Origin of the sequence: Paenibacillus favisporus (assembly GCF_040545415.1) — a bacterium.
GTDB classification, from domain to species: Bacteria; Bacillota; Bacilli; order Paenibacillales; family Paenibacillaceae; genus Paenibacillus_AQ; species Paenibacillus_AQ favisporus.
On record NZ_JBEPLV010000005.1, the window covers coordinates 238,506 to 257,027 of the forward strand.

At 55.2% G+C, this 18,522-nt stretch carries 18 protein-coding genes; 12 read left to right on the plus strand and 6 right to left on the minus strand.

The annotated features are described in order from the left end of the window. The 6 genes from ABID47_RS22465 (at position 1) to ABID47_RS22490 (ending at position 5,803) form a co-directional block, all read left to right on the plus strand. Positions 1-1,182, plus strand: coding sequence for an NAD(P)/FAD-dependent oxidoreductase (locus ABID47_RS22465; RefSeq protein ID WP_354500038.1), 1,182 nt, complete (start codon positions 1-3; stop codon positions 1,180-1,182). Between the two features lie 34 nt (positions 1,183-1,216). Further along, a complete protein-coding gene (locus ABID47_RS22470; protein WP_354500040.1) occupies positions 1,217-2,074 on the plus strand; it encodes an RNA polymerase sigma-70 factor in 858 nt (285 codons plus the stop codon). Positions 2,075-2,223: 149 nt separating this feature from the next. Beyond that, positions 2,224-3,297: an acyltransferase gene (locus ABID47_RS22475; protein ID WP_354500043.1), complete on the plus strand. Its 1,074-nt coding sequence runs from the start codon at positions 2,224-2,226 to the stop codon at positions 3,295-3,297. A 74-nt stretch (positions 3,298-3,371) separates the two neighbouring features. Next, a complete protein-coding gene (locus ABID47_RS22480) occupies positions 3,372-4,298 on the plus strand; it encodes a M15 family metallopeptidase (RefSeq protein WP_354500045.1) in 927 nt (308 codons plus the stop codon). 57 nt (positions 4,299-4,355) lie between these two features. Continuing rightward, positions 4,356-4,649, plus strand: coding sequence for an ArsR/SmtB family transcription factor (locus ABID47_RS22485; RefSeq protein WP_076172099.1), 294 nt, complete (start codon positions 4,356-4,358; stop codon positions 4,647-4,649). A 134-nt stretch (positions 4,650-4,783) separates the two neighbouring features. Then, positions 4,784-5,803, plus strand: coding sequence for an NADP-dependent oxidoreductase (locus ABID47_RS22490; protein WP_354500047.1), 1,020 nt, complete (start codon positions 4,784-4,786; stop codon positions 5,801-5,803). Between the two features lie 208 nt (positions 5,804-6,011). On the opposite strand, the gene yedF is transcribed toward ABID47_RS22490, so the two are convergent. Together yedF and yedE are read right to left on the minus strand one after the other, a co-directional pair. Continuing rightward, positions 6,012-6,239, minus strand: coding sequence for a sulfurtransferase-like selenium metabolism protein YedF (gene yedF / locus ABID47_RS22495; RefSeq protein WP_076172096.1), 228 nt, complete (start codon positions 6,237-6,239; stop codon positions 6,012-6,014). Further along, entirely contained in the window at positions 6,229-7,437 is a 1,209-nt protein-coding gene (gene yedE, locus ABID47_RS22500) for a selenium metabolism membrane protein YedE/FdhT (RefSeq protein WP_354500049.1), read from the minus strand. Before yedE ends, yedF begins: the two co-directional genes overlap by 11 nt. 187 nt (positions 7,438-7,624) lie before the next feature. Between yedE and ABID47_RS22505 the strand changes: the two genes are divergently transcribed. After that, positions 7,625-7,942 (plus strand): hypothetical protein, encoded by a 318-nt coding sequence (locus ABID47_RS22505; protein WP_432807142.1) that lies wholly within the window; start codon positions 7,625-7,627, stop codon positions 7,940-7,942. A 157-nt stretch (positions 7,943-8,099) separates the two neighbouring features. On the opposite strand, the gene ABID47_RS22510 is transcribed toward ABID47_RS22505, so the two are convergent. Genes ABID47_RS22510 through ABID47_RS22520 form a run of 3 tightly spaced genes read right to left on the minus strand, consistent with a single transcriptional unit; the run spans position 8,100 to position 11,811 of the window. Next, complete coding sequence (locus ABID47_RS22510) at positions 8,100-9,224, minus strand: Ger(x)C family spore germination protein (RefSeq protein ID WP_354500052.1); 1,125 nt, start codon at positions 9,222-9,224, stop codon at positions 8,100-8,102. Then, the gene (locus ABID47_RS22515) at positions 9,214-10,311 is read right to left on the minus strand and encodes a GerAB/ArcD/ProY family transporter (protein WP_354500054.1); all 1,098 of its coding nucleotides are present in this window, start codon (positions 10,309-10,311) and stop codon (positions 9,214-9,216) included. Before ABID47_RS22515 ends, ABID47_RS22510 begins: the two co-directional genes overlap by 11 nt. 15 nt (positions 10,312-10,326) lie before the next feature. Beyond that, complete coding sequence (locus tag ABID47_RS22520) at positions 10,327-11,811, minus strand: spore germination protein (protein ID WP_354500056.1); 1,485 nt, start codon at positions 11,809-11,811, stop codon at positions 10,327-10,329. A gap of 142 nt (positions 11,812-11,953) precedes the next feature. On the opposite strand from ABID47_RS22520, the gene ABID47_RS22525 reads away from it, so the two are divergent. From ABID47_RS22525 to ABID47_RS22540, 4 genes are all read left to right on the plus strand, one after another. Then, positions 11,954-12,124 carry a hypothetical protein gene (locus ABID47_RS22525; RefSeq protein ID WP_163882017.1) on the plus strand — a complete coding sequence of 57 codons (171 nt, stop codon included), beginning with the start codon at positions 11,954-11,956 and terminating at the stop codon, positions 12,122-12,124. 122 nt (positions 12,125-12,246) lie between these two features. Continuing rightward, positions 12,247-13,146, plus strand: a complete 900-nt coding sequence (locus tag ABID47_RS22530) for an ROK family protein (protein ID WP_354500058.1) — start codon at positions 12,247-12,249, stop codon at positions 13,144-13,146. A gap of 237 nt (positions 13,147-13,383) precedes the next feature. Beyond that, positions 13,384-13,854 (plus strand): MarR family winged helix-turn-helix transcriptional regulator, encoded by a 471-nt coding sequence (locus tag ABID47_RS22535; protein ID WP_354500060.1) that lies wholly within the window; start codon positions 13,384-13,386, stop codon positions 13,852-13,854. A 93-nt stretch (positions 13,855-13,947) separates the two neighbouring features. Further along, positions 13,948-15,921: an FUSC family protein gene (locus ABID47_RS22540; RefSeq protein WP_354500427.1), complete on the plus strand. Its 1,974-nt coding sequence runs from the start codon at positions 13,948-13,950 to the stop codon at positions 15,919-15,921. A gap of 214 nt (positions 15,922-16,135) precedes the next feature. Here ABID47_RS22540 and ABID47_RS22545 read toward each other — a convergent pair whose 3' ends face one another. Further along, entirely contained in the window at positions 16,136-17,017 is an 882-nt protein-coding gene (locus ABID47_RS22545; RefSeq protein WP_163882009.1) for a LysR family transcriptional regulator, read from the minus strand. A 175-nt stretch (positions 17,018-17,192) separates the two neighbouring features. On the opposite strand from ABID47_RS22545, the gene thrC reads away from it, so the two are divergent. Beyond that, positions 17,193-18,425 carry a threonine synthase gene (thrC, locus tag ABID47_RS22550; RefSeq protein ID WP_354500063.1) on the plus strand — a complete coding sequence of 411 codons (1,233 nt, stop codon included), beginning with the start codon at positions 17,193-17,195 and terminating at the stop codon, positions 18,423-18,425. The last annotated feature ends 97 nt before the right edge of the window (positions 18,426-18,522 follow it).

Consider the following 18,522-nt stretch of genomic DNA (forward strand, 5'->3'; position numbering starts at 1 on the left):
ATGGAAAAGTTAACATGCGTCGTGGTCGGCGGCGGCTACGCCGGAATCAATGCGGTCAAGGCTTTGCAAAAATCGCTTAAAGGGGCTGGCCGGGAACTCAGGCTCATCCTGATCAACAAGGATCCTTATCACCTTCGCAAGGTGCTGCTGTTCAAGCCGGCGGCTCTGCAGGAGGATATTGCCATCCCCTTGAGACGATTGTTCCCGGAAGGGGAAGGCGTAGAACTCGTTCAGGGGGAGGTCACGCGTGTGGATTTTGACGCCAGGCAGCTGATCTACAGCCGCAGTGAGGGCGGGGACGCACGCCTTGGTTATGACATCCTGGTAATGGCGGCGGGTAGCATGGTCCGGCGCCCACAGCCGGATCAGGGCGGTATCGCGCTGACCTCGCCGGAAGCGGCTGAACAGATCCGCCGGATGTGGAAGCAGAATCTCCGTGAAGCGGCCGGCGCCGGTGCGGAGGAACGCGCCAAGCTGCTGACGTTTGCTGTGGCCGGAGGAGGCATCAGCGGCATTGAAACCTCAGCCGAACTGGCTCATGCCATTCGTGCCGATGCCGAAGGTATGGGTCTTCATCCCGCAGACATCCGGGTGTATCTGGTCAATGCCGAGGAGCGGCTGTTTGCACAGGGTCCGGCGAAGGTGTCCCGCAAGCTGGAGCGGCTGCTAGCCGATGAGGGGGTCACTACACTGCACGGACGCAAGGTCATCCGGGAACGCGGCGGGGTGATCGCCCTTTCGGACGGAAGCGAAATTTCCGCAGGGCTGTGCGTATGGACGCTTGGCATCGTGCCGAATCCAAGGCTTTCCAGCATGGGCTTCCCGGTTACTGTGGAAGGGAAAGTAGTTGTCGATGCGAGCTATCGGGTGGAGGGCAAACCCGGCGTCTACAGCATTGGAGATTGCGCGCAGATCGTCGATCCGGAGACGGGCCGGGCAGATGCTATGACCTGCAAGGAAGCCGGCGCTCAGGCGGCCAGGCTCGGCCAGGTCGTAGCAGCGGATGTCGAGGGCCGTCCTGCACCTGTCCATAAAGGGTATATGGATGTCTTCTGCTTCGGCCTTGGTCCGGCCAAAGGAATGGTCTGGACCCGGCAGTGGGGACTCGATATGATCATACAAGGGAGACTCGGCTGGAATATTCGGAAATTCACCTGGGATCATGCGAGTCTGCTCAAGTGAGCAACGCCATGCCAGCAGGAAAGGTGAGCAATCCATGAGGGAACTGTATGAGAATTACCGTCCGCTGCTGTTTTCGATCGCTTATCAAATGATGGGCTCCGTGTCCGATGCGGAGGATGCAGTGCAGGACGTTTTCGTGAAGCTGGCGGACCGGGACCTGGCACAGCTGAATGAACCGAAATCCTACTTGTGCAAAATGGTTTCGAACCGCTGCCTGGATATGCTGAAATCCACCCAGAGGCAGCGGGAGCAGTACTTCGGGCCATGGCTGCCCGAGCCGATCGAGACGTCGGCGGAGGATACCGCCGAAACCGTGGTTCGCGGGGAGCTGCTGTCCTACGCGATGCTGGTGCTGCTGGAGCGGCTGTCCCCGCTGGAGCGCGCTGTCTTTATCCTTCGGGAGGCGCTAGGCTTTGAATATCCGGACATTGCGGAACTCGTCGAGAAAACGGAGGTATACTGCCGCAAGCTGTTCAGCCGGGCCCGTGCCAAAATGGGGTTCGATCCCGAGATGCCGATTCAGCCGGAAGCTGCGGACGAAGAGTGGGTCCACCGGTTTCTGTCGGCTCTGGAGCAGGGCAGCATGGATTCCGTGCTGTCTCTGCTCTCGAAGGACGTCGTCATCACCTCCGACGGGGGCGGCAAGGCGTCCGCGGCGGTTCATCCGATCGTGTCGCCGATCTTCGTCGCCCGCTTTGCACTGGGCGTGTATCGCAAATTTTCGGCCGCTGACGGAGGCATCCAAATTGAGCATGTCTCACTGAACGGCCAGCCTGGGATTGTGTTCCGGTCTCAGGAGGGGGTCGAAGGCGCCATGCTTCTCCATGTGGAAGGTGACCGGATTCGTGATCTGTTTATCGTCAGAAATCCCGATAAGCTTCAGCATCTGTAGAACGGTGAGTTAACGCAGCAGTTTAAGGCCCCGGGAGTTATCCCGCGGGCCATTTGCTTTTCGCCCCCTAGAAAATACCTTGGTAACCGCCCCCACCATATGGGTAATGACCTCTATAAGGCTGAATCCTGACATCTGGGGTGGACATTGTGGGAAAAAGAGAGAGGATAACCTATCTGGAGCTGCTGAGAGGCATATTGATCATCGCGGTGGTTGCCATTCATACGACTTCGTTTTCGGTCACGAAGCTAACGACCGGTTCAACGTTATACCCGCTTTACTATATCATCAACGTCGGCTGTAATTTCGCCGTTCCGGGATTTCTGTTCCTGAGCGCGCTTCTGCTGTTCTATCATTACGACGGGAGGCAGCTGAGCTGGCTTTCATTTTATAAAAAGCGGATCAAGAAAGTCGTGGTTCCGTATCTGTTCTGGTCCTTTTTTTATGCGGCCTATTACACGTACGCTCACGGGCTCCCGCTGGAGCGGGGCTGGCATCGATTCTGGAGCAACCTGCCGCTGGGGAACAATTACGAGCATTTGTACTTCATGATCATTATCGCGCAGTTCTACCTACTGTTTCCACTGTTTATGCTGCTGCAGAAAATTCCGGTGCTGAAACGCCATCCGCTCGTCTTCGGGATCGCCGTCCAGCTGGCCATCTATTTGCTGAACTATTATGTATGGCATATGGACGAAATCGGAACGTTTATCGGATCGTATATGCTGTATTTATATCTGGGGGCTTATGCTGCCAAAAAGATGAGGGAGAAGGGCGTCCGACAAGCGTTTGGCTCAGGCGCGGGCTGGATGGCGGCAGCGTTTATAGCGGCTGCAGCCGTGTACATTGGGCAGAAATGGCTGCAGACCGCCGCTCCGCACTGGGTTCCGCAGCCGTATCTATCGTACATGAACAAGCTGTCTGAAGGTTTGTATTTCTCACTGGCCTGCTTATTCCTGCTGCAGCTGGCGCGGAAATTCCGTCAAGGAAGCCCGCTGTACAAGACGCTGTTTTCGCTCGGGACGTATTCCTACGGCATTTACCTGCTGCATCCATTCTTCCTGCTTCTGTGGCGGGAATATGTGCAGCAGACCGGACCGTTCTCTTATCATTTGCTTGTATGGGCCGGCGGAGCGCTGTCTATCCTGCTGTCCTGGGCGATCGTCAAGGCGGTCTCCCGAACGCCCCTGGCACCTTACATTGTTGGTGAATCGGCGAAATAGTCATAATTTCCCCTATTCATTTCCCAAGCGATCCTCTATTATATTACACAGGCATTGAAGGAGGACACGATGAAATGAGAAAGTGGTTTTTCATGCTCGCAGTCATCGTCATCCTGGTGCTGGTGGGCTTTAGAAGCGTACAGCATCAGATCGGCGGCTCGGGCACAAAGCATGTGAAGACAGAAACGGAACAGGAAGCCGCCAAGCAGGGCGGAGCTTCGGCGAAACCGGAAGAAGAATCCCCTTCCAAGGAAGAGAGTCCTTATTTGGACGTCAACTCGAATCAGGTGCATCTGGGCAACCTGCTGCTGGTCAACAAGGATCATCCCGTTTCCGGGGCTGCGGTAAAGAAAGATGTTGTCAATCTGTTTGATCATAAAGACCTGATGGAAGGATACAGCCTGCTGGACGCGCATATTATGCTGTCCGAGGATTTGGCACGCCATTTTATGACCATGGTGGACGCGGCCAGGAAGGACGGCGTGGATCATTTTCTCATCAGCAGCGGCTACCGCGATTTTGACAAGCAGGAGGAGCTGTATAAGGAAAAAGGCTCCGAGTACGCCCTTCCGGCCGGTGCTAGCGAGCATAATTTGGGGCTCTCCATGGATATCGGTTCCAGTCTGAAGGAGATGGATAAGGCGCCAGAAGGCAAATGGTTGAAGGAGAACGCCTGGAAGTACGGCTTTATTTTGCGTTATCCCGAAGACAAAATCAGCATTACCGGCATCCAATATGAACCGTGGCACTTCCGGTATGTCGGCCTGCCGCACAGCGCCGTGATGTATGAGAAGAATATGGCGCTGGAAGAATATCTGGACTATCTAAAGCAGCAGGGGAAGATCACGGAGACGGTGGAGGGCAAGACCTACGAGATCGCTTATTACCCGTCGGCCGATATGGGAAAAATTGATAAGCCGGCTTCTGCAAACTATGAAATTTCCGGGGATAATATCGATGGGGTCATTGTTACGACCGAGAAAGAGCAGGCAGCAGAATAGGGAATGTAACAATTTGGCTGCTTGACTCTGCCGAAGTCAAAGGAGTAGGATAGTTGCATGACTATCAAACTAACGTCAAAAGACGATGAGAAGCGGGCCAAAATTTTCAAGGCGCTGTCGGAAGTGAAGCGGATCGAAATGATCCGGTATCTGGTTCGGCATCCGGAACACAAAACATGCGGTGAGGTCGGCGAATCGCTTGGGATGGACAAGTCCAACGTGTCTTATCATCTCAAGATTTTGTATGAGGCCGATTTGATCCACATTTACCGGAGAGGCCAGAATAAATACGGGCAGCTTAGAGAGGATACGTTTAACGCATTTTTACCGGGTTTCCTGGACAGTCTATGATTGGGCGGGAAACCTCTCTTTATTCTCTGTAATTTGAAAGTTTTAAAACTATCCGATTAATACAAAATGGTTTTGAGGCCGTGTAGTCATCGCCTTTTGATCCCAATTCTAAATGATGGAGATGTGAATATTGTATGGTACAACCATTGATGAACCGTTCGATTCTGTTACAATCGCGCCCGGTAGGCATGCCGGGACCCGAAAACTTTGAGTTCCGCGAAGGGAGCGTCCAGGAGCCGCAGGAAGGACAAGCCGTCATCCGCACACTGTATCTGTCGGTGGACCCGTATATGCGGGGAAGAATGAGTGACGCGAAGTCGTATGTGGAGCCGTTCAAGCTGAATGAGGTCATTTCCGGCGGGATCGTCGGCGAAGTGGTGGAATCGAAGTCCGATGCCCTGCAGCCAGGGGACAAGGTGATCGGCATGCTGGGCTGGCGGCTGTATAACACGGTCGATGCCGGCAGCGTCCGCAAGCTCGATCCGTCGATCGCGCCGTTGTCCGCTTACTTGAGCGTGCTGGGCCTGACCGGATTGACGGCCTATTTCGGTCTGCTGGATATCGGCAAGCCGAAGGCAGGGGAAACGGTCGTCGTCTCGGGAGCCGCCGGCTCCGTCGGCATGTTTGTGGGCCAGATCGCCAAGATCCAGGGCACCCGCGTCGTCGGCATCGCCGGTACGGATGAGAAATGCGAGTACCTGATCCGCGAGCTCGGCTTTGATGCGGCGGTGAACTATAAAGCCGACAATTTCCAAGAAGAGCTGGCAGCGGCATGTCCGAACGGGGTCGACGTGTATTTTGACAATGTCGGCGGCAGCGTATCCGATGCGGTCATGAACCTGCTGAACGACTATGCGCGGATTCCGCTGTGCGGCGCGATTTCGTCCTACAACAGCACGGAGGATGTCGGCCCGAGAATTTTTTCCAAGCTGATCAAGACCCGCTCAATGATCAAAGGTTTCGTGCTGAGTGATTATGCCTCCCGCCAAGCTGAGGGCATGCAGCAGCTGGGACAGTGGCTGGCCGAAGGCAAGCTGAAATATGAAGAAACGATCGTCGAGGGCTTTGACCATGTGATCGATGCGTTCCTGCAACTGTTCCAGGGTACGAATCTCGGTAAAATGTTAGTAAAAGTCAGCGATCCGCAAGCCTAAAAATGGGCGCGACAAAAAAACATCTTGATCTGGTATGCATTTCATACGTTATGATCAAGTCAGGGAACGGCCGGAGGCCGCCGGCGTTACTGCGGTCATCGCGGGCGTGACGGGGACTCTCTTGGCGCTGTTCCTTGTCTGTTATGTAAAAAAGGATTAGAGCGGTGATCGCTCTAATCCTTTTTTGGTCTTCAACGTATGCCGCGGCTTACGCGCGGATATAGAACAAAAACTCCTGCCCGTTCCGGACGGGATCCTGTTCCAGCGTATACCCATGCTTCACGACTTCCTCCGGTACGTTGCGGAAGGAAGAAGGGCAGTCGGTAATGACCTGCAGCAGCTGGCCTTTCTTCAAGTCACGCAGCGTTTCCAGCGTGTAAATGACCGGATACGGGCAGGATTCTCCGCGGAGATCGAGCGTAAAATCAATGGACATGTTTCGTTTCCCCTTTCTTAAAGCCGATGCCAAACCGGTAGTTTTTTTGCCAGTACACAGCGATACCAAAGCCGACCGCCAGCAAAGCCAGCGTCAGAATGATCGCACCGGCCGGTCCCATTGCCGTAATAAGGTTGATCGGTTTGCCTGGCTTCACGATGGCATTGAAAATGCCGAGGTGGTCCCAGGCGTATGCCAAAGCGGTGGCTCCCGCAATGTTGCCGATGAATACAGGCAGGAATACCACCTGGCCTTCCATCAGACGGTACATCATGCCGGTTTCGCAGCCGCCGGCCATGACGATTCCGATGCCGAACAGGATACCGCCGATCAGCGTGCTCGGCGCGGCGATCTTCGTAATCGGATCCATTCCGTTTACGAGAATAATGATCAGCGTGGCGACGGAGCTGACAGCCATTCCGACGAAGATCGCCTTCGTCATGGCTGCCCGTCCGCTGATCCAGAGATCGCGGAATGCGGACGTAAAGCAAATCTGTCCCCGTTCAATCAGAATGCCGAAGGCGGCCCCGAACAAAGCGGCCGTGCCCAGCATCGTTTTGCCTGCCGCATAGAAATAGACGATCAGAGCCGCGTACGCGAGCGCCAGAACGGCACCGACGTAGGGCTGGATCTTCTTGCGGGGCGCGGAAGGCGCGGCGGCATTACCCTTCAGAAGGGTGGGCTTCCCCTTCCACCAGGAGGTATTTACCAGCTTGGTCCCGAGGTATGTACCGATTGCGGTAGCCGCAATAAAAATCCAGGAGTGGAGGGAAAACTGCGGCACGCCCGTGAAAAAGGCCGCCAGATTGCAGCCGAGGGCAAGCCGCGCTCCGAAGCCGGCGACAAAACCTCCGGCCAGCCCCTGAAGCAGCCGGCGTTTCTGCCGCGGCACCCTGATTTTGAAGCTGTTGCTGAGCAGAATCATGATCAGCGCGCCGATGAACATGCCCCAGACGATCCATCCGTCGGTCCGGGTGAACGTGGTTCCGTTCATATGGATCAGCTGAAAGTAAGCCCAGTCCGAAATATCCACGCCGCACCATTCCAGAAGATGTCCGCCCAGACGGGTAAACTCCCCGGTGACGGCCCAGACCGTGCCGGTGATACCAAAATACACGGCGCTTAGAATACCGGCCAGCGTCATGGCCAAATAAGGGCTCCAGTAGCGGTTAAACACTTTGTCGTACACCTGCTTCATTCTCGTCCAACATTTCCTTTCCGAACAGTCCCGATGTAGGGAACTGTTGAATTCATCATTTGGCTCTCCCAATGGTTTCCTTGCATTCCATAGGGATGCCATTCTATTCTACAACAACGGGCCGAAATGAGAAGAGGGTTTTTCGCGCCGGGCGATGCCCATGGAGATCGGAGGAAGTTGTGGTACAATGGCTCTAGTCAAACAAAGATTGGAGATGATTTCGCCCATGAACAAGCCGCTCAAACAACAAGAGCTGATTTCATATATTGCCGAGGAAACCCAAGCCGACCGGGACAGCATTACGCTCGTCCTGAAGCATGAGGAAGCCTATATTAACAACGCCAAGGCCGATGTGAGAGGCGAGGTGGAGATCGACATGGACGATTTGGTCGATTATGTGCTGAGCCGCCGCGATATCAAGCTGGACGAGATGACCGTGGAAGCTATTCTGGAGGCGGAAATGGATTTCTTGATGGACCAGGGATTGGCCAGTTACGAGGACTAGGCAGCCGGACCAGGCAGACAGACGGAAAAACCGCAACGAGCGTTTAAACTGCATCCTCAGTGGTAGATTGTCTCTACTCTGGAGGTGCAGTTTCGTTCGGGCGGTTTTTTTGATTCGTTCTCTTAAAATCGATAAAAGCACTACGGAACCAGCCGCATTAGTGCAGCGATTTGCCGTAATCCCGGATTTTGACGTCGACGTGCACGCTGATATCCGCTTTGGAAAACACTTCTTCCCACTTCAGCTGCTTCCATACGCTGTGGGGAATCGAGTTGCGGACATACTGTCCGATACCCATCGGGTCGGATTTTTTCTCCTGCATGTGGTCGATCAGCTTCTGGCACTTCCGGTTAATGGTTTTTTCCAGCTCCGCCTCCAGCTTTCGCTGATCGGTCCGCTTCTTCATGTCGAGCGCTCCGATATACTCCAGCAGCGAGCCCGACAGCTTGATACGGAGGGCGACCTGAATCGGCCTGCCCTCGCGGATGTCCCGGGTCGAGAGCACTTTGATTCTCCGCTTGCTGGACAGGTACTCCAGCGTCGCCTGCTCTTCCGCGTTCCGATCCGTTTGAATGCTGACGTTTAAATCGCCGGCACGGACCCCGTGATGGAGCAGGGCGAAGAACATCCGGTCATCCGCATCGATTTTCCCGACATACTGATCGTTTTTGAACAGGGCGATGCCGTCAATGGACAGAGAATCTTTCTCTTCCTTTAAGATCGTGGCTACCGGGTCAATGCCGTCGTCATAGTAGTCTCTGGTGAATGTATACAAGGAGGTGTCGGGAATTTCACCGGCTTTGGCCTCGGTCCGGATCAGCGTGTCGATATATTCCCCTGCAGTGGGGCCCTGGGGATAATCGTTGCGGATCAGGATGTGATGCGGGTCGGATTCCGCCACGATAATATGCAGGCGCGAGCCGATGGACGGGTCCCGGGTCAGCGTGTCCATGTTGCTCCAAACGCCTCTTCTCGCGAGCCTCTCGCCGAAAACGACCTGCCGCAGCTGCCCGTTGACCAAGCGGCGGTTGTTCTGCCGGTCAAAGATCATCTTGGCTTTTTTTCCTGACTCCGCCATGGTGGTGTAGACAATCGCGTCCTCGTGGTTGGACTTCGGGATGCTGGCGGTTACCCTTAATTTTGTATTTTCTCCTTCCCCGGATAAGTCATAGGCGAGCGTCCGGACGAAACCTGCCCGTTCGATAATATGCTGGTCGGTGCATCCCGTAAGCATCAGCATAACGGCAGTCAGCGACATCAGCAGGCGCTTGTTAATGCTCATGGCTGTTCATCCTTTCCCGAAGCTTTTGAAACAGGAGCACCAGGATCAGCAGCATAGGCAGGATAAAGGCAATCCCGATCTCCGTGAAAAGTACGCGACGGAGCTGATATTCCGACTGGGACAAGTACTTGGAATAAAACCCGACGATAAATACCCCGAGCACGATCAAAAACTCGAGGCGCTTGGGGCGGGTCTTGGGAAAGATCCGCTTGACCATAGACAGGGACGCGAACGAAAACATCGTGGTCGATATCAGATTGCCGAATACGAAAATGACAAACACCAGGTTTTCCACCCGGTTAATAAACGGCATCTCAATAAAATCCAGCATATCGATGATCGGGTACAGCAGGGATTGAAGCTGCTGGAAGCTGAAGAAGCCAAACGCCGTCAGCAGGACGATCACCTGAGCCAATGCAGTCAGCAGATGACCGTACAGAACCCCCTTGAACAACTTGCTCTTTTTGTTGACATAAGGGAATAGAAAGATGCACAGCTCATAACCAAGAAAGGAGGTATACACCTCGGCCCAATTGTGAAGAACCTGCCCCCCGGCAGGATCCTCAAAAAAATAAGACGTGAGGCGGATCAGCTTCCACTCGCGCGCCTGGTAAGACGTCAGCAATAAGGTCCACCAAGTCATAAATGCAAACACCGTGGCTGCTTTGCCGATGCTGTAAACAGGCTTGATGAGCAGGAAATACACCATCATACAGAACAGCAAAAAGATAAACGTGACATTGGATGTCTGGAACGAAATCATCTGAAAGATCAGAAAGAAGTTTTTTCCGACAAAGGAAGCGATCATGATATAAAAGACGGCTAATCCTGCATATACCGGGTAGAGAATCCATTTGGACAGGGATTTCTCCAGAATGTCGAACACGGACCGTCCCTTCCCCATGCGATAGACGACCAAATACAGCAGAATATTGCCGGTGGATACCAAGGCAAGAATGATATATCCCACCCAGCCGTTGGTTCCCATGTTCTCCGCTACCAGCCGCGGCAGGGCGAACAGGACGATGTTGTTCTCGATCATATAGATCAAGGTCGCAATATGAAAAGCGTTTAATTTTTCGTTCACAGTCCATCACCGCCGCTATTTCCGCATTTTGTTGATTTTTTTGTTGGATGTTTTCGTTATCGTTGGCCGACTGCGCAAAGCCCAAAACGGCCCCCGGATATAAGTGTCTAGCATGTCCTTAAAGTTGATTGGGGCCAGGGGCGTGAGATAAGAGGTCCCCATGTTCGTGACTCCCGCCAAATGGATCACGACCATGCCGATGGCCATTAGCAGACCAAGGTTCCCCAGAATACCGGCCATGATGATCAGCCCGAACCGGATGAGACGGATCGATGCACTCATGATGTAACTCGGGATGACGAAGGAAGCGATCGCGGATGTCGCGACGGCAATGATCAGGATGTTGCTCGTAAACCCGGCCTGAACGGCAGCCTGACCGATGACGATACCGCCTACGATGCCGATGGTCTGTCCGACCTTGGTCGGCAGCCGGGCGCCGGCTTCCCGCAGCAGCTCGATCGTCGTTTCCATGAGCAGCGCTTCGAGCAGCGGGGGAAACGGGACCTTGGCCCGGGACTCCGTCAAGTTGAGCAGCATCGTGTGCGGGATCATTTCATAATGGTAGGTTGTGACAGATACGTAGAAGGCGGTAAAGGAAATCGTAATCAGGAAGCCGATGAAACGCAAAACACGAAGCGCCGTGCCGATCAGCCACCGCTGATAATAGTCGTCCGGCGATGAGAAGAAATCGAAGAAGGCGGTCGGGCAGGTAAAGCCCGACGGACTGCCATCCACAAATCCGGCGACCCGCCCGGCGACCAGCTTGGACACGATTGCATCCGGACGCTCGGTCGTCATAAATTGCGGAAAGATGGAGTTGGGATTCTCATCGATAAACTGTATCAGCATATTGGAATCGGTAACGGCGTTATATTCAATCCTTTGGATCCGCCTGATCAGCTCGTCGACAATTTCCTGATTGGCGAGCCCTTCTATATAAGCGATGACGACGACGTTTTTGGCGACCTCCCCGACCTCCAGCTTAATGAACTTTAAATGGGAGCTCTTCAGCCTTTGGCGCAGGACACCGAGGTTCTGTCCAATATTCTCCACGAAGCCGTCATGGGGACCGGAGATGACCGTTTCGGTCTCGGATTGTTCGATGCTGCGGCCGGCCGGTTTGGCGATATCGACCAAATAAGTGCTGCCTCGGAAGAAAACAGCTGCCTTGCCGTTTAGAATGCCGTTGATGCACTCTTTGCTGTCTACGACGACGACATATTGGGAACGGCTAAGGACGGTTTTGACTTGTTCTTCGTCCGCATCGGTAAAGGGCTGGATGATTTCCTGCAGCAGCTGGTCATTGCCGACGAGAAAAGCCAAATAGATGACATCCACTTTGCAATGCGGGTAGGTTCGGTGTATAAAATCCATCGAGTTTTCGAACTGCCGGATCGTGTGCTCTAGCGAAGGATGCTCATTTTTTTCTGGCTCTTTGACTGTTGTTTTCTCTTGTTCCCCGGCTACAAAAAAATGCTTAATTTTTGCAAATATGTCCATAAATCACACCTCGTGGGTATTCTATCCAATTGCGATACAGTTATACGCGACCAGGTGCAGGCGGCAGAGGTTGCTGTTTGATCACAGAACAGAGGGGTAGTGTATGAAGTAGAGGATAAACTTCAAAGGAGGCGGGCCGGGGATGAAAGATTACCGGGAACTATATATTCGGGGGATATTGGATATAGCGGAGGAGCATGGGCTGGATTATACGAGGGAGAAGCTGGAACCTATGACTGAAGACGAGCTGATTGCGCTCCGGGACCGGCTGAGAATGAAATATGAGAACATCCATTTCAAGCGGTACTGTTGAGGGGGTGCAGGTTTGATTAGGGGGGTGAAATATTTCTCCTTTTGGAAATTTGGTTATGGAGAAAATATCTAGCCATTGCTATAATGGAGGCATCTGAGCGGGATCGAAGGGATGTGCGGTACATGAAAGCAATTGGCCTGGATATAGGCGGAACCTCCATCAAGGGCATGGTGCTCGACGGGAGCGGGCAGGTGCTCGACCTCGGTAAAATCGCGACCGATGCGAAGCAGGGAAAAGACCGGATTATGGCCAACATGCATTCGCTTTTGCATGAGCTGCTGCAAAGAAACGGGGAGGTAACGGGCATTGGTATCGGCACCGCCGGCCGGGTCGACGTCCACACCGGAAGGATTGTGTATGCGACCGACAATTTGCCGGGCTGGCAGGGAACGGAGCTGAAGGCGATCCTGGAGCAGGCATACGGGCGGCCGGTCTTTGTCGATAACGACGCCAACACGGCCCTCGTCGGAGAGGCCTGGTTGGGAGCGGGCAAGGGGATTCCCGACGTCACCATGCTTACCCTGGGCACCGGCGTAGGCGGGGCGAACATGGTGGGCTCTGAACTGTTCAGGGGGGCTGGCTGGAACGGCGGAGAATGGGGACATACCATTCTCATACCCGGGGGCCGGCCATGCAACTGCGGCCAGCGGGGCTGCGTGGAGCAATATCTGTCTGGGACGGCGCTGGTTTCCCTTGCGGCTGAGGCTGCAGGCGTATCCTATCCGTCAGGAGTTGAGGTGCTGGAGGACTTGAAGCGAGGACTTCCGGCTGTTGTGAAGGTTGTCAACGAATATGTCCGAAATTTAGGTGTGCTGCTGCACAATATCCATATCGGCCTCAACCCCGGTGTGATCGTCATTGGCGGAGGCTTGACCGATTCACGGGAAATCTGGTGGCCGCTGCTTGATGAATGTCTCTCCAGCTTAAGTCCGGGGATCGATGTCCGCCCGGCGCAGCTCGGCAACCAGGCAGGAGCGATCGGGGCAGCCAGGCTGATTTTGAACCAACTGGAAAGAGATTAGAGATACATAGCATGGCAGCCATTCGGGTAGAATGGCTGCTTTTTGGCGTATGGCGTTCATTTTTTTGAAAACCGGATGTATCCCCTTACACCTGTACTGCGCATGATGAAGGGGAAGGGAAGCGATTGAATAAATAGTTTGTATGTTAATTATATGTTTACAAATATTATTTACAAAAAACATTTTTGGCTGTAAAGTGAAAAGAAGAACATGCACTAGAGAAGGGACGATCCGGCCGTGAACAAGGGAGACTACGAGGATCTGTACGGACAATTTGTTTCCAGAACCAGCCGCGCGCTGAACCGGTACATGGCGTTACATTTAAAGGATGACGATATTACCCCGGAACAATGGACGGTCATTAAGCGGCTCAGTGAGCAGGACGGCATTACGCAGAAGGATCTTGCATGGATTGCCGATAAAGACCAGGCGAACCTGACGAAGATTCTCGACATCCTGGAACGTAAGCATCTCGTGCGCCGCAGCCGAAATGAAGAGGACCGGCGGTCGTTCTTGATCTATATCACGGAAGAGGGCCGGCAGCTGCATGGGGAGTTGGTCGGGCGGATCAACCGGCTGTACCGGGAAGATGTGCTCGCCGGCATTCCGGAGGCGGAGCTGGCCCTGTTCAGCGAAATGCTGAAGCGAATTAACCGGAATATCGGAGCGAGCGGTCCGTTCGTTGATGAATATGAGGCTGAGCAGTGATGAAAAGGTCCAGATGAAAGGTAGAACGTACCGCATTGATGGGTGCGAACCAATATGGAATCTAAGAGAAAGAGATGATGCGATTTGAATACGATGCATACTTATCCGGGGGTCCGGGCGGTTCACAAGGGCCCGGCTCCCGGAACCGTCCGGGACGCGTTCTGCATCCGGCGGATGCCGCTGCAGTGGTTCCGGGGGATCGGCTCGGCCGTTGCGGCAGGTGTGCCTACACTGGTTGGCGCCCTGACCGGACATCTTGATTACGGGCTGTGCGCCTCAATCGGGGGCTTTGCTTTTCTGTACGTGGGAAGCGAAACGTACCGGCAGCGGGCGATCAAGCTGGCCTGTGTGGCCCTGGGCCTGTCGCTTACCTTTGGTCTCGGGTCGCTCTCGGCGGCAACCCCGTGGCTGATGGTGCTGCTGTTTGGCTTGATCGGTGCCCTTGCCGTATTTGGCTTCGGCGCATTTCAAATGGCCGGACCGTCGGCCATGTTCTTCATTCTGACCTTCTCGGTCGGAACGAGTCTGCCGTACGATCTTTACGCCCTGCCGCTGCGAACCCTGCTCGTGCTGACCGGCGGAGCCTTTGCCTGGATGGTGGGAATGAGCGGTTGGCTGCTTCACCCTCATGGGCCGGAGACCAAAGCGGTCGCCGGGGCTTACCGGAGCCTGGCCGCCTTTGTGGATGCGATCGGAACCGATTTGTACCCGGAGAAAAGATACCAGGCGGCCGTTCAGCTTCGGGCAGCCGACGCTGCCGTGTCCGGCGGGGAGCTGCGCTGGCGCCGGAATTACGGGCCGACGCTGCGCCTGATGGCATTGAACCGGAAGGCCAATGAGATGTTTATGGCCGCCGTCGAAATCTCGCTGGACCGCCAGGCGGCGAAGGTGCCGGAAGGGACGGCGGCGTCCCTTCTCTCGATTGCGGATCGCTTGCAGCATCCGCAGCAGGAGATGCTGCAGCCCAAGGCGGCTGCGGACATCCCGAACGGGCATGTCCGGCGCTTGTCCGGGCTGCTGAACGAGGCGGCCTGCATCTGCCTAGGGGAAGATGCAGGCCGCGGGACGGCGGAGGAAGTGACCCTTCCTCCCTCTTTTTCCTTGCGCCGTCTCTTGTCCAGCGCTCTGAATCCGCACTCGGCGCTGCTCCATACCTCGCTTCGGTACGGCATCATGATTGCCGTCGCTGCTGCGGTCGCCTACTCCCTGGATTTGAACCGGTCCTACTGGGTGCCGCTTTCTTGTACGGCGGTGATGCTCGGTACGACGGTGCTCGGCACGGCCCACCGGGCCATCCAGCGGACGGCAGGCACCGTCGTCGGGCTGTTCCTCGGCGCCTTTATCCTGACGCTGCGGCCTGAGGGCATTTATATCGCGCTGATTATGGCTGTTCTTCAATTTATTATCGAACTGATTTACTTGCGCAATTACGCCCTGGCCGTCATCTTCATCACGCCGAGCTCGCTGCTGATCGCAGAGAGCAGCCATCCGGATATGGCGGTAAGCTTCTTCATCTCGGCCCGGTTGACCGATATTCTGATCGGGAGCGCCATCGGCATCATAGGCATGCTTCTCCTCTGGAGACGCGCTTCTTCCAGCAAGCTGCCGCGGGCGCTCGCAGGCGTCATCCGGATGGAAGGCAAATTGCTGGAGAGCATCCTGTCCTCCTCCCCTTCTAGTAGGGTTACCACATGGACGAAAGAGCTGGAAACTTCGCTTATCCGGCTGCGCCTGCTGTATGACGGTGCGCTGGCCGAGTCGGTGGGCCGGCGGAATCAGGCCAGCTCCTGGTGGCCTGCGCTGGATGCGGTGCAGCACATCGGTTACGCGCTGATCACGGCTGCCGGGAACGCCCAGAGCTATGCCGCACCTGATAAAGCGTCATCGGACTGCAGCCTGTTCTTTGAACAGATGGCTCAGGCTGCCGAGCGGCAGCTCACGCCTAAGCCGGCGAACATCCCAGCGCTCGGCTCCATCCCTGTGCTGCAGCATGAACTGGCCGGGCTTCATGAAGCGCTGCAGATCCGGGACCGCACGGCGCAGTCCCCTGCCATCAAATCATCATAATCTAACCTCTTCGGCAAGCCGTAATAGGACTTTATGTCCCGCGGTTTGCCTTTTCTTTTCTTATCCATCTCATTTCATCACGTCTCATCTCATCTCATCTCATCTGTTCTCTTCTACCTTTAACTTTAACCTTCCAGCTTTTACCGCCACCACCAGCTGTTCTTCGACAAAGCCTCCTATAGTTGTACTGAAAAAGACTACGCTTTTCGACAAGTTATGACTTGGCCAAAATCATATCGATGAACCGCTGTGCAGGGGGAGAGGCCTCCTCCTTCCGGGTGTAGATGGAGACCGGATTCGTCATATGCACGCCGTCGACTTCCACCCGGGAAATGACACCTGCCGCAATATGTTCGCGGGTCTCCAGCAGCGACAAAAAGGCCGCGCCGTAACCCTCCATCACGACCCGCAGCGTTTCGTTCAGACCGTTCATCTGCAGCCCGACCGGCGGGGCGGGCAGATGGCGGGCGGAGCATAGAGCGATCAGCTGCTCTCTGCCGAAACTGCCCTCCTCGCGGTAGATGAACGGCTCCTGCAGCATCTCTTCCAGGGTGACCCGGGCGCCGGCTAGAGGATGCCCCTTATGAACGATAAAGCACATTTCGTCCTCATACCAAGGGGTGCGCAGCAGAAGCGGATGGTCCAGCCGGATGCCGCCGATAAAGGCGATCTCCGCGCGGTAATGCAGCAGCAGATCGGCGGCCTGGCTGGAATTGGCGGTGCTGAGCTCGACGCCGACGCCGGGATAAGCGCGTTTGTAGCGGGCAATCCACTTGGGGAGCAGGAAGTTGGCCGGAAGATAGGTGGCCGCCAGGTGAAGCTTGCCGGCGCTGCCCGCCTTCAGCTGCTCCAGGGTCTCCTCGATATGGCCTTCCAGCTCGAACAGCCGTCGGGCTTCGGCGGCCAGATGCCTGCCGGCCTCCGTCAGCATGACGCCCCGCCCCTGGGGAATCAGCAGGCGGAGGCCGATTTCGCGTTCCAGCTTTTTAATTTGGGCCGTCACGGCGGGCTGGCTGAGATGCAGAGCCTCGGCTGCGAGAGTTACACTTCCGAGGGAAGCGGCTTGGTAAAAGAGGCGAAGCGCGTGCAGGTTCATGGGAGTTCTCCTTTACATAGGGATTAGAGATTGAGGTCAATTCATAATTGAAATTTATGTTTTATGAAAAACAATATATTAGATTTATGCCGTAACAGAGCATATTCTAAGCTTAAATTACAGGCGGGTGCAACCATTTGAGGAAGCTCAACGTCAAAATAGGAGGAATTTGTCAATGAGGCTGAAATGCGTGGATTGCGGCAGCAGTTGTCCCCTGGAGCCGTTTCAGGTTCGATGCGGGTGCGGCGGGCTGCTGGAAGTGGAGCAGGACCTGACGCTGGTCGATGCCGAGCTTCTGAAGCGGCGGTTTCAGGAGCGCCTGTCCGAACGGATGGGGGTCTATGCCAGCGGTGTATGGCGGTATAAAGAATTAATTTTTCCGGAACTTCCGGACGAATATATTGTTACTAAATATGAAGGCAATACCGGAATGTACGCTCCGGAGCCGATTCGCGAAACGCTGGGAATCCGCGGGCTGTACTTCAAAGCACAGAGCGAGAATCCGAGCGGCTCATTCAAAGATAACGGGATGACCGTGGCCGTGTCGCATGGTCGTTCTCTCGGGTACTCCGCATTTGCGTGCACCTCGACGGGCAATACCTCCTCATCGCTCGCCATGTATGCAGCCATGGGAAGGAGCCGGGCGTATGTTTTCGTCCCCAATCGGAAGGTATCCGCGAACAAGGTGCTGCAGACTCAGGCTTACGGCGCCCGGGTCCTCAGCTTTGACGGCACGTATGATGACGGAATCCGCTTCTTGGAGAAGCGGGGCGAGGAGTTGGGGTTGTACGTCTGCAACTCGGTGAATCCGCTGCGGATCGAGGGTCAGAAGAGCATCATTTATGAAATCGCTCAGACGCTCGGCTGGAGTCTGCCGGACTGGATTATCATTCCCGGTGGCGCGCTCAGCAACGTATCTGCACTTGGCAAAGGGCTGGCCGATTTGAAAAGCCTCGGGTTCATCCCGTCGGTGCCGCGGATCGCACTGATCCAGGCGGAAGGGGCCAGTCCCTTCCACCGCATGATAGCTTCGGGAAGCCCGGTGCTGACGCCGGAACCCCGGCCGGATACGCTGGCCTCAGCGCTGAACATCGGCAACCCACCGAGCTGGAAAAAAGCGCGCAGCGTGCTGGAGATGAGCAGCGGCGTAACCTGCTCCGTCACCGATGCGGAAATTCTCGCCGCCAAGGCGCAGATTGACCGGAGCGGAATCGGATGCGAGCCGGCATCGGCGGCGACACTCGCCGGATTGCAGAAGCTGATCGCCGAGAAGACGATTGCCAAGGATGAAACGGCGGTCTGCATTTTGACGGGAAACCTGCTGAAGGATACCGATGTGCTGAAGGGAAGCTTTCAGGACATTCCGGTTGACTTGTCGGGCTCGGATTGGGAGGCGCTGCTCCGGTAAACTTAAGCCGCGTCTCCTAAAGCCGGCGGAGGGTGACTGGGGGAATGATCGCCCACATACGGGGAGCGTTTTTGGGGCATCTTTTATGGAAAGGTTC

Excerpts from the sequence above, each read along its gene's own strand:
- ABID47_RS22465 (WP_354500038.1), top strand. The coding sequence starts at position 1 with ATGGAAAAGTTAACATGCGTCGTGGTCGGCGGCGGCTACGCCGGAATC.
- ABID47_RS22470 (WP_354500040.1), top strand. The coding sequence starts at position 1,217 with ATGAGGGAACTGTATGAGAATTACCGTCCGCTGCTGTTTTCGATCGCT.
- ABID47_RS22480 (WP_354500045.1), top strand. The coding sequence starts at position 3,372 with ATGAGAAAGTGGTTTTTCATGCTCGCAGTCATCGTCATCCTGGTGCTG.
- ABID47_RS22485 (WP_076172099.1), top strand. The coding sequence starts at position 4,356 with ATGACTATCAAACTAACGTCAAAAGACGATGAGAAGCGGGCCAAAATT.
- ABID47_RS22490 (WP_354500047.1), top strand. The coding sequence starts at position 4,784 with ATGGTACAACCATTGATGAACCGTTCGATTCTGTTACAATCGCGCCCG.
- yedF (WP_076172096.1), bottom strand. The coding sequence starts at position 6,239 with ATGTCCATTGATTTTACGCTCGATCTCCGCGGAGAATCCTGCCCGTAT.
- yedE (WP_354500049.1), bottom strand. The coding sequence starts at position 7,437 with ATGAAGCAGGTGTACGACAAAGTGTTTAACCGCTACTGGAGCCCTTAT.
- ABID47_RS22505 (WP_432807142.1), top strand. The coding sequence starts at position 7,625 with ATGGCTCTAGTCAAACAAAGATTGGAGATGATTTCGCCCATGAACAAG.
- ABID47_RS22510 (WP_354500052.1), bottom strand. The coding sequence starts at position 9,224 with ATGAGCATTAACAAGCGCCTGCTGATGTCGCTGACTGCCGTTATGCTG.
- ABID47_RS22520 (WP_354500056.1), bottom strand. The coding sequence starts at position 11,811 with ATGGACATATTTGCAAAAATTAAGCATTTTTTTGTAGCCGGGGAACAA.
- ABID47_RS22525 (WP_163882017.1), top strand. The coding sequence starts at position 11,954 with ATGAAAGATTACCGGGAACTATATATTCGGGGGATATTGGATATAGCG.
- ABID47_RS22530 (WP_354500058.1), top strand. The coding sequence starts at position 12,247 with ATGAAAGCAATTGGCCTGGATATAGGCGGAACCTCCATCAAGGGCATG.
- ABID47_RS22540 (WP_354500427.1), top strand. The coding sequence starts at position 13,948 with ATGCATACTTATCCGGGGGTCCGGGCGGTTCACAAGGGCCCGGCTCCC.
- ABID47_RS22545 (WP_163882009.1), bottom strand. The coding sequence starts at position 17,017 with ATGAACCTGCACGCGCTTCGCCTCTTTTACCAAGCCGCTTCCCTCGGA.
- thrC (WP_354500063.1), top strand. The coding sequence starts at position 17,193 with ATGAGGCTGAAATGCGTGGATTGCGGCAGCAGTTGTCCCCTGGAGCCG.